The sequence below is a fragment of the Nitrosomonas sp. genome (assembly GCF_022842015.1).
In the GTDB taxonomy this organism is placed as follows: Bacteria; Pseudomonadota; Gammaproteobacteria; order Burkholderiales; family Nitrosomonadaceae; genus Nitrosomonas.
Genome location: NZ_JALHQJ010000033.1, coordinates 25317 through 35372 on the forward strand (window position 1 = coordinate 25317; position 10056 = coordinate 35372).

Consider the following 10056-nt stretch of genomic DNA (forward strand, 5'->3'; position numbering starts at 1 on the left):
TAGCCGCATTAGCCTACGGCATTCAAGGTAAGGAGTCCGTCATGGAAGTCGAACTGAAACTAGCCCTGCATCCACGCCATCGAGCGCGGCTCCAGCGCCACCCCCTGTTAACCGCAGCCACGTCGGAGCAACACCCACTGTTGAGTATTTATTTCGATACTGAGAAATTTGACCTCATGCGGCGCGGCATTGCTTTGCGTTTGCGCTACGTGAATAATCGGTGGGTTCAGACACTAAAAACCGAATCACAATCGGTTGGTGCATTAACAAGCCGTCCAGAGTGGGAAGTAACGGTCATTGATGGCAAACATCCGGATTTCTCCGCATTGCCGCCAGTAGCGCTGGATCTGCTCGCTGGTATCAAGCTCAAGCGCATCGCACCGGTATTTACTACTGAATTTCAGCGCGCCACTTGGCTAATTGATAGTGCGCAAGCACAAGTCGAGGTAGCTCTCGATAGCGGAAACATCTATGCCGGAGATGCCTGCAGCAATATTTGCGAAGTTGAAATCGAGCTTAAATCAGGAACACCTGAATTTCTGTTCGATGTGGCAACACGATTGCTGGAACACGTATCGCTTCATGTTGAGCCCCGCAGCAAAGCTGAACGCGGCTATATTCTGAGCAACGCAGTGACTCCTGCTCCAGTCAAAGCGGTTCAACCGATGATTGAAAAAAAACAGCCGACTAAAGATGCCTGGAATGCAATCCTGCAAGCCGCGCTGGTACAATTGTCCGCCAACGTGCCAGGCTTTCTGGAAAATGCGCACGACACTGAATATCTGCATCAACTCCGTGTTGCCTTGCGCCGTTTGCACACTGGCGCGCGACTAGCGAAATCACTAGGGCAAGCAATACCCGACTGGAATCGACCACTACGCGCGTTGATGCAGGCGCTGAATCCGGCGCGCGACTGGGATGTATTTCAGCAGGAAATTTTGCCTGAGATTCTGTTGATTCTGGAATCATCCACAGGAAATATCGAGATTGACGATACAGCCTCCGCTTTATTGCAAAATACTGCCACACTTGCTCGCCAGCAATCGCAAGAGATATTGAGCAAGCCCGAATTTACCCGGCTCGTGCTCGATATCGGCCGCAGCCTTTTATCTGCCACACCTACTGAAGCCCAACAACAAGAGGCAAAAACATGGGCCAAGGCAGTTCTCGACAAACGTTGGCAAAAACTACGCAAAAGTTGTCATGGCTTCGCCAAATTGGATGCCAGCGGTCGTCATAAGGCACGCATCGCTGCCAAGAAGCTGCGTTACGTAGCCGATGCTTTCGCGCCGATCTACGGCAAACGCGCTGATCATTTCATTGTCGCTTTATCGGCATTACAGAATGAATTGGGATATACCAACGATCTGATTATCGGCCAGCAATTACTCCACAAACTCCCGAAAAAAACGGTCATGCTTGGCTTTGAGCTCGGTCGGCTGAGTGGTGCATTGGAGTTTGCAGCTGCGCAGCGTGCACATTTACCCACTGCAGTTTGGCGGCGGCTGGCACGATCCAAATTATTTTGGCGCTAGGCACGCTCAGAATCTCACTGCGAGAATTCAGAATTTAAATACCGATACACAAGTTTCACTCGGCTTATCTCGAACGGTCATCCATGTGAGTGCAATAACCACGCAACAATACAGACAGATACTACGCATCCCACCAAAGCGAGGCAGGCATTGCTGCGATATTTCCGGGCCAATAACGCCTGAGGATATACCGATATAATAAAAGGCCGCGCCGAGTTATTCGACTTTGCGATAATGTTCGTGTCCGGTTCCAAAACCAGCTGGTCGTGAATCTGTTGCGCTTCGGATCGCGCTTCCTGACGCGCGGTCTCCCATTCTTCCTGATCAATATTACCGTCCTGATTGGTATCAAATCGTTCCCGCAATGCCGGCTGATCTTGTTTCCAATCGTTGATCAGATTGATCATTACGTCCCGAACTGATTTCTGCGTTGTAGCAGACCAGGCACTGAATTGTCCCAGTATATACAGTGATTGACCCGGCAGCACCAGCCATTCGGTGTAACGATAACCGTTGGCCATTGCATAAACGATTGACTGACTTTCCAGTATTTGCGTACGAGTAGGCCATTCGGTATTGCCGTACCATACCAATTTCTCATCGCCACTGACTTCCGCACCGCGGGGATCCACAAAACAACTGCTTACGCCATCTGTTAATTTGAACCGATGATCGCTGATAGTTTTGTACACGACATTCCATCGAGTTTGCGCGCGACCCTTTTCGACAAAAGATTCCTGCTGCTCGATTTGGCTGCGATACCAAAGACACGGATGGTTCGATAGCGGCGCATGTATGGGTTGATCATCAACCAACTGCCCCTTTCCCTCCAATTCAATATAACCCTGATGCGCGGAACGTAGCTTGGCGGTCGGCGTATTCTCAATGATCCGCAATCGTTTCCAATTACGAGTAAAGAAATAGAAATTAAGCAGCGCAACCAATATCGATGCGCCCAGCGCAAATTGGAATTCTTCGGGTGTAAATCCCATCGGCAAGGGAATCATGCTAAAACAAACTATTAACCGAACAATTTAGCGATATTGACATCCTGTTTATCAGCATCGCTAAATTCCAGCAAATCGCGTGGTTTGAATTTAAACCAATGAGCAATGATGGCATCAGGAAATTGCTCAATCCGCACATTATTAATTTTGACCGCTTCATTGTAAAACTCACGACGATCTGCGATGCTGTTTTCCAGCCCGGTAATACGCACTTGCAAGTGTTGAAACTTCTCACTGGCTTTCAATTCCGGATAGTCTTCCGCAACAGCAAACAGATTGCCCAACCCAATGCGCAAGGTACTTTCCGCAGCACCCAATGCGCCGATATTACCCGCCTCCCGCGCGCTGGCCACCTGTGAACGTGCCGCAATCACCTGCTTGAGCGTTTCCTGCTCAAAACCCATATATTGCTTGCAGGTTTCAACCAGTTTGGGAAGCTCATCGTGACGCTGCTTCAAAAGAATATCAATATTCGACCAAGCCTGGGACACGGAATGTTTAATATCCACCAAGCTGTTATAGAGCATGACGCCATATACAAAAGCAATGGCCAACGCTGCGATAGAAATATAGAAAATAATGTCCAACGTCACTCCTTCTATAAATTACATAAAACCCAATATACCTTAGATATCCATCCATATCTTGATTGAAAAGATACAGGTAGTGGCTTTATTTCATTGCATCGAATACTAAAATTCTGCAATACTTGTCCTGATCATGAGCGATTGACGAATGATATCGTGTTTATTTATGTTTTTTGAATTTATAGCTGCAATCAAGTATTAGGAGTTACTCATGCATGTTTCAAAACCATCATGCCAATTAATCAAAAAATTATTGGTTTTACTGATCATTATTGGCTGCGCTGAAGTTTCAGCACAGCCCGAGGAAAGCAAAACCGTCACTATCATGCTCGGAAAATCCGGCCCTGAAGGCTGCGAGTTACTCGGAGAGGTGAAAGGATCTTCAAAAGAAAGTGAAACCGAAAACGATACCATGTCTTATACCGAGCGACTGATCAAAGCCAGGAGCAATTTAACCAATGAGGCGAAAAAATTGGGAGGAAATAATGTGCATATTGTCCATTCCAACAACTCCGGCAGATATGAAATTCCCGGCTTTGATAAGGAAATCCTATATATCGGAAACGTTTATCGATGTCATTGAAGCTAAGTAAGAATTGAAGCTGATCATCACTCACTTGCGCCTGCCTTCAAACGTGATCCATTTGATTTTCCTTAAATATTTACTTTTGAGGAAATTTGTTGAAATATTCGATGAGTGTTACTATGCCACGTCTCGAGCCATATTCTTTAACTTAATTTTTTATCATTATTCTGGAAAGCCAGATAATATAAAATGTTTAATTAGCAGAATCTCACATCAGCGCTCAGAGATATCTAAATAAACGGGGTTGCAAAACCCACACTATTCATTTGTAAACGAGGTTGTCATGAACAAATTAATTTTATCCCTTTCAGTGGCTTTTTTATCTCTACTATTAGTGAGCTGCTCGGGACAAGAAGGTACTGCTGAAAACATAGGTAAAGAAATCGATCAATCCATAGATAGCGGCAAAAAAGCGGTTAATGAAGTTATAGAAAAAGTATCTGAGAAAATTGAAGAAATTGAAAGTTCGTTTGAAGGGCCTGCCGAACAAGCCGGTAAGGAAATTGACGAAGCAGTTGAAAATACCGCAGAAAAAGTTGAAGAAGCCAGCGATACATTAGAAGAAAAAATTGAAGAGGCTGGCGATACATTAGAGGAAAAAGTTGACAGTGCTGACAGCAGTAAGTAAACAGCGCTTCGATACTAATCGGCAATGACTGAAGGTCACGCTAACAACTGAATGCAATAATGACTTGGTCGTTAGCGTGACTCAACACAATAAATCCGAAATCTCAAAACTCACTTCCGTTTAAAATTTTTCAGTCTCTTGTCAGCCTCTGATTCTGATAATCTGTCAGCGCACCAACCAAGATAATTACCACACCGACTGCCCTATAAAAATTTTGTGCACGCTCATCGTCGGAAAAACCCAGAACAAAGCACATGAATCCAAAATCCTTGCTGGGAATATTAACTCCCTGGATTGAAGGGCAGTCTTTTTTAATCGATTAGAATCGTTTTCGAAGAATTTATTATCGATCCGATGCTAGCGCTTCTACTGACAGAGGCATCAATCCCTCTCCTTCACGTGGCATCTTACTATGCGTCATTTTCTCATAAATTGAGAATGTGCAATCCAGACAAATTTGTCAGAAAAAGTTGCATTAAAATTTGAATCCACCCAATCGATATATCCAGCCGTTAACAGTGAAACTATCACCAACACAGGAAATAACTTGCAATCAATGACTTAATTAAACAGGCGAAAAAAAACGAACGATAAACCTTGAGCACTTGACTAATTTACGTATAATTTACACTCACTTATATCCAAGAGTTAAATTTACATCACGTTAAATCACTTTAATTCTCATAATCCATGCAACAGACCACATTGCATAGAATGAGGGGGGGGAAATTAGAACGCTGTGAATAAAGACATAACTCAACAGATCACTGCCCCAGCCAGTTATTTTGATCTCACCAATCTTGAGCAAAGCAAGATTCTTCAGTTCCAACAGGAGATTCTTGAGTTAATCGTATTGGGAAATAATTACAAAGCAATTTGTGAAAAAATCTGCCTGTTGATAGAGCAACTCTTGGACAATGCAGTGGCATCAGTCATGCTATTGGACAAAGGCAAGCAATGCATGAATGTGTTCGCGGCACCCAGTATTCCGACAAAATGTATCGCACAGCTCAATGGTCTGCGTCCTGGTCCTGAAACGGGATCTTGCGGCAATGCAGTTTTTCGTCAAGAAGCAGTCTTCATAGAAAGTACGCTCGATGATCCACGTTGGCAAAGTATCCGAGAAATAGCCATCGATTTTAATATTCTTTCCTGCTGGTCAATGCCCGTGCGTAGTAAAGGTGGCGAATGTATCGGCTCGTTTGCGCTTTCCAGTTTTGAGCATCGCTTGCCGAGCGTATTTCACCGTAAATTGCTTCAAATTGGATCGTTCATTATTGGAATTGCATTAGAGCAACAAAAAATGAACGAGCAATTGTATCTTTCCAGTAAAGTTTTTGAAAATAGCCCTGAGGCAATCATGATTGCCAATAAGGATAAGATCATCATTTCTATTAATAAAGCGCTGAATACAATAACCGGCTTTAGCGCAGAGGAGATAGTAGGCAAGCCCACATCAATCGTAGCATCCATTAGGCACAGTGCTAAGTTTTTCCAAAAAATCTGGCTAAGTGTTAAACAATCTGGCCACTGGCAAGGTGAAGTGTGGAATAGGCACAAGTATGGACAAGAATACCCGGCATGGTCAACCATCACTTCGGTATCGAATAACAATGGTTCGAGCTGTTACTATCTCATTAATTTTTCTAATATCACAGATAAGAAGAAATCGGATGAAATTATATGGCGGCAAGCAAACTATGATTCGTTAACCGGCTTACCAAACCGCAATATGTTTTATGACAGGCTAAGCCATGACATAAAAAATGTCTCTCGTGCAGGAACATTCTTAGCGGTGCTGTTTATCGATCTCGACCGATTCAAGGAAGTCAATGATTCGTTTGGACACAGTGTTGGCGATGCTCTGCTTATAGAAGCAGCAAAGCGGCTCAATGAATGTGTTCGAGAAACCGATACGGTTGCACGCCTGGGCGGCGATGAATTCACTATTATTCTAAACGGACTCACTGATCAGAGCTGTGCGGAAAGAATAATCCAGCTGATTTTACTGGAATTGACTAAGCCATTTTATTTGAATAATAAGTTAGCCTATGTCACGGCAAGTATTGGTGTGACATTTTTCCCTGCTGATGCGAGCAACGTGGAAATTCTGATGAAGAACGCTGACCAGGCCATGTATACCGCCAAAAATAATGGACGCAACTGCTGCAGTTATTTCACTTCCAGTATGCGTAAGGCAACAGAAACCCGATCAAGAATTGCCTATGAATTGCGCCATGCTTTAATAGAGCAACAGCTATTTTTAATGTATCAACCCATAGTAAATCTAACAACCGGCCACATCCATAAAGCCGAAGCCTTAATACGCTGGCAACATCCAGAACGCGGAACAATTTATCCAATGGAATTTATTTCCATTGCAGAAGAATCCAACCTGATAACTGAAATAGGCGATTGGGTATTCAAACAAGCTGTTAGTCAGGTAGCTGCGTGGCAAACCAATTACAATACTAATTTTCAAATTAGTATTAATAAATCACCCAAACAATTTATCAGCAAAATGAGCGATTGGGTGAATCACTTACATGAGAAAAAACTGGAGGGTCAAAGCATTATCGTTGAAATTACTGAAAACTTGTTGCTAGATGTCCATGAATTAGTCGTAAAACAATTATTAAGTTTCCGCGATGCAGGAGTACAAGTAGCCATTGATGATTTTGGCACAGGTTATTCGTCACTCTCTTATTTAAAAAAATTCGATATCGATTATCTTAAGATCGACCAATCCTTCATTTCTAATCTGGATAGTAAATCTAATGACAGAATCTTATGTGAAGCAGTGATTACCATGGCGCACCGTCTGGGTATGAAAGTCGTCGCTGAAGGGGTGGAAACAGATTCGCAGAAACAACTTTTAATCGCCATGGGCTGCGATTACGGACAAGGTTATTTTTTTAGCAAGCCTTTGACTATAGAACATTTTGAAGCTTTTCTTCAACAAACACCTTGATGAATTATAATGTTTTAGCCAGCTAACCTATTTAAGCACAGGAGATGCTTATTATTTTGCGGGTCTTCTTTTGTCAGATATCAAAAAAATTCTTTTAGTGTGATCACCACGTCACGATGCAAAATATGGCTTTTCGCTTCTGATCTGATCCCTCACCCATGAAAATATTACCGCGGATATCCCTTCTTTTTATTTTTATTTCATCATCTTCAGGCTGCTTATCACCAATTGCATTGAGCAGAGCAGTTGAAGTTTATGATGACGCCGCTATCCGCGCAGAATCCAAGCAGCTACTGACTAATATCGCACGCGCCCAGCATCATGAACCGCTGCATTTCACTCGGGTCTCTAGTATTGCGGCAACTTTCAATTTCAGCGCCAATGCGGGTGCCACACCTGCTTTGACCGGAGAGAGCGGCGGTCTATTGGCACCAGTATTTGGCGCTGGTGCCGCAGAAAATCCGACTTTCAGCATCGATCCGATTGCCAGCGACGAGTTTACCAAACGCCTCCTGACACCATTCAGTCAACATAAGTTGACCCTTTTGCTGCGCCAACACTTCGATATTGATCTGATGTTGCGGATGATGGCACAAGAAGTACACTTGCATCATACCGGGCAGCAAGAAACTTCTGGCATTACTTCAATCGAAAGACGCAGACACAAGCATCGCGTGCATCATAATTCTTTAGAACCCGCTACTCTTCCAGCCATAGTCTCGGACGAAAAAAATTACAATGAACAGTTTCTTCCGGGTATTCAGCTGACCAAAGAACAAAAGCATCGTCTGCGCAATCGGCAACGCATACATTTGCAACAAACCGCTTATCATAATAATCCATCGGATCGTTCTGGATACGAGATGTTCCGCCGCATCGTGCTGCATCTCTCGGCCATTCAGGATCAAAAGCAACTGTATGCTGAGCCGCTGACATTCGAACGCAGCTGGACTATTCCTGCTAGCGCGATTTCTCCGGAAGGACTCTTTCAAGCTATAGAAAAAGATTTTACGTTACACCATGACGAAGAAAAAAACAGCTACACATTGAGTAAGCAATTGCCAGGCCCCATTCTGATTACTAACTACGATCCTGATATTCTATGCTGCGAGGAGCGAGCAGATTTATACAACCTAATTAATCCGTGGATAGAAAATGATGTTGCTTTCGATATCCATCCCGGTTATCCAGGAGGCGAATGGCCCATCCGAGGCGCTTTCCGGCTGAGAAGTTTTCATACAATTCTGAATTTTCTTGCTCACGCGCTGAATGAACAAGCCGAATATTACGTTGAAAAAGATCCGCGCACTCCTCTCATCGCAAACAATGAGAATCCCAGTCACACCCTGGGTCTTATCGTTGCGGATAAATTGCCCGATGGAGCAAATTTATTCACCTATTCACACGGAAAATATTATGCAATCGATACAACGAGTGCAAATGCGCACTGGAATCGCAATGCATTTCAATTGCTGTATATCTTGTTCCGATTAACAGTGACGGACACAAAATCGCTAGGCTTGCCGATTACTATTTCGAAGTAAATTTTGGAACCAGGAAACTATCGGGTCATACATCAGGACTGGATTTAACATTCTCATCCTTATTCTAATGCATGCCTCATTGTCCGGCTCATAGCGATAGCATGAGGATATCAAATGCAAGACCCGAACATCCCGATGAATTATTCATGCTGATATTATTGTCCCAGGTACAATTGACGTGGCAACACCGTCTGAGGCCGTTAAAAAGCGTCCTAATTGCCATAGCATGTATTTTTTATGTGAGTTCCACAGCTTATGCGCAAGAGGATATCCCAGACCGGTCACAACAACCGGTTACAAAAAAATCTTCTAAGGATAAAAAAAGAAAAACAGGACTATTCGTTACTGATTCTGGATCAGAATATCGATGGAATAATGGCGAAAATAAAATACGCTTAGGAGGATTTATCCAAGCCGACTCGCGCACTTTTTTTGAGGATGCGGGCGAAGCAAGCAATGACAATTTTACCTTCCGCCGTATTCGACCCGTGCTTGAAGTCAGGTTTGGTAAAGTTTACAGCTTTTACTTTATGCCTAATCTGGAATCGAGTCTGGGAATTCTGGATGCCTTTTTTGAAAGTAATTACATCAAGCCATTCAATCTTCGTATTGGCAAGTTCAAATCTCCGTTTGGACTGGAACGCCTGCAGTCAGCGACCGCATTAGCTTTAAACGAACGAGCCTTCCCCACCAATCTGGCACCTAATCGCGAAATTGGCGCGCAAGTTTTTGGCGACATCCTCTGGGATACCACCGAATATCAGATTGGTATATTTCACGGTAATGTTGATAACGGTTCAGGCATTGGTGATAGCGTTATTAATTCAAACAGCAGCGGTATCGATTTTGTTACGCGCATTTTTTCCCACCCGCTGAAACATATTCACACCGAATTTCTCCGGGGATTGGGATTTGGCGTTGCCTATAGTTATGGAACACAATATGGCAGCGCGCAACCAGGTAATGCGCATTTGCCAATCTTTATATCACCGGGTCAACAGTCGATTGCATCATACGCACAAAATGCTTTTGCCGATGGCAGCCGCGAACGAATCGGCCCGCAGCTTTTTTATCACTCCGGCCCGTTTGGGATCATGGGGGAATATACAATTTCCCAACAGAATATTAAGATTGGAGCCATGAGTGATAAAGTCGCAAATGATGCTTTTCAAATTCAATTATCCTGGGTTCTCTTTAA

8 protein-coding genes are annotated in these 10056 nt (G+C 43.7%); 6 read left to right on the forward strand and 2 right to left on the reverse strand.

The features are described 5' to 3' along the window. Positions 1 to 41 precede the first annotated feature (41 nt). The gene (locus tag Q0C11_RS07880; RefSeq protein WP_293007013.1) at positions 42 to 1535 is read left to right on the forward strand and encodes a CYTH and CHAD domain-containing protein; all 1494 of its coding nucleotides are present in this window, start codon (positions 42 to 44) and stop codon (positions 1533 to 1535) included. Between the two features lie 77 nt (positions 1536 to 1612). Here Q0C11_RS07880 and Q0C11_RS07885 read toward each other — a convergent pair whose 3' ends face one another. After that, positions 1613 to 2527 carry a GIDE domain-containing protein gene (locus Q0C11_RS07885; protein ID WP_293007014.1) on the reverse strand — a complete coding sequence of 305 codons (915 nt, stop codon included), beginning with the start codon at positions 2525 to 2527 and terminating at the stop codon, positions 1613 to 1615. 29 nt (positions 2528 to 2556) lie between these two features. Next, positions 2557 to 3129, reverse strand: coding sequence for a LemA family protein (locus Q0C11_RS07890; protein ID WP_293007015.1), 573 nt, complete (start codon positions 3127 to 3129; stop codon positions 2557 to 2559). Between the two features lie 211 nt (positions 3130 to 3340). Here Q0C11_RS07890 and Q0C11_RS07895 point away from each other — a divergent pair, with 211 nt between their 5' ends. The 5 genes from Q0C11_RS07895 to Q0C11_RS07915 all read left to right on the forward strand — a co-directional run. Beyond that, on the forward strand, positions 3341 to 3712 hold the full coding sequence (locus Q0C11_RS07895) for a DUF4156 domain-containing protein (RefSeq protein WP_293007016.1): 372 nt from the start codon (positions 3341 to 3343) through the stop codon (positions 3710 to 3712). A gap of 286 nt (positions 3713 to 3998) precedes the next feature. Further along, positions 3999 to 4343, forward strand: coding sequence for a hypothetical protein (locus Q0C11_RS07900; RefSeq protein WP_293007017.1), 345 nt, complete (start codon positions 3999 to 4001; stop codon positions 4341 to 4343). Between the two features lie 739 nt (positions 4344 to 5082). Then, positions 5083 to 7314 carry an EAL domain-containing protein gene (locus tag Q0C11_RS07905; RefSeq protein ID WP_293007018.1) on the forward strand — a complete coding sequence of 744 codons (2232 nt, stop codon included), beginning with the start codon at positions 5083 to 5085 and terminating at the stop codon, positions 7312 to 7314. 158 nt (positions 7315 to 7472) lie between these two features. After that, positions 7473 to 8858, forward strand: a complete 1386-nt coding sequence (locus Q0C11_RS07910) for a hypothetical protein (protein ID WP_293007019.1) — start codon at positions 7473 to 7475, stop codon at positions 8856 to 8858. Between the two features lie 101 nt (positions 8859 to 8959). Continuing rightward, positions 8960 to 10056: porin (locus Q0C11_RS07915; RefSeq protein ID WP_293007020.1), on the forward strand; the 1097-nt coding region annotated here is incomplete at its 3' end.

What these genes read in the sequence shown, in the direction of transcription:
- Q0C11_RS07900 (WP_293007017.1), top strand. Translation starts at nt 3,999, where the DNA reads ATGAACAAATTAATTTTATCCCTTTCAGTGGCTTTTTTATCTCTACTA.
- Q0C11_RS07880 (WP_293007013.1), top strand. Translation starts at nt 42, where the DNA reads ATGGAAGTCGAACTGAAACTAGCCCTGCATCCACGCCATCGAGCGCGG.
- Q0C11_RS07895 (WP_293007016.1), top strand. Translation starts at nt 3,341, where the DNA reads ATGCATGTTTCAAAACCATCATGCCAATTAATCAAAAAATTATTGGTT.
- Q0C11_RS07910 (WP_293007019.1), top strand. Translation starts at nt 7,473, where the DNA reads ATGAAAATATTACCGCGGATATCCCTTCTTTTTATTTTTATTTCATCA.
- Q0C11_RS07885 (WP_293007014.1), bottom strand. Translation starts at nt 2,527, where the DNA reads ATGGGATTTACACCCGAAGAATTCCAATTTGCGCTGGGCGCATCGATA.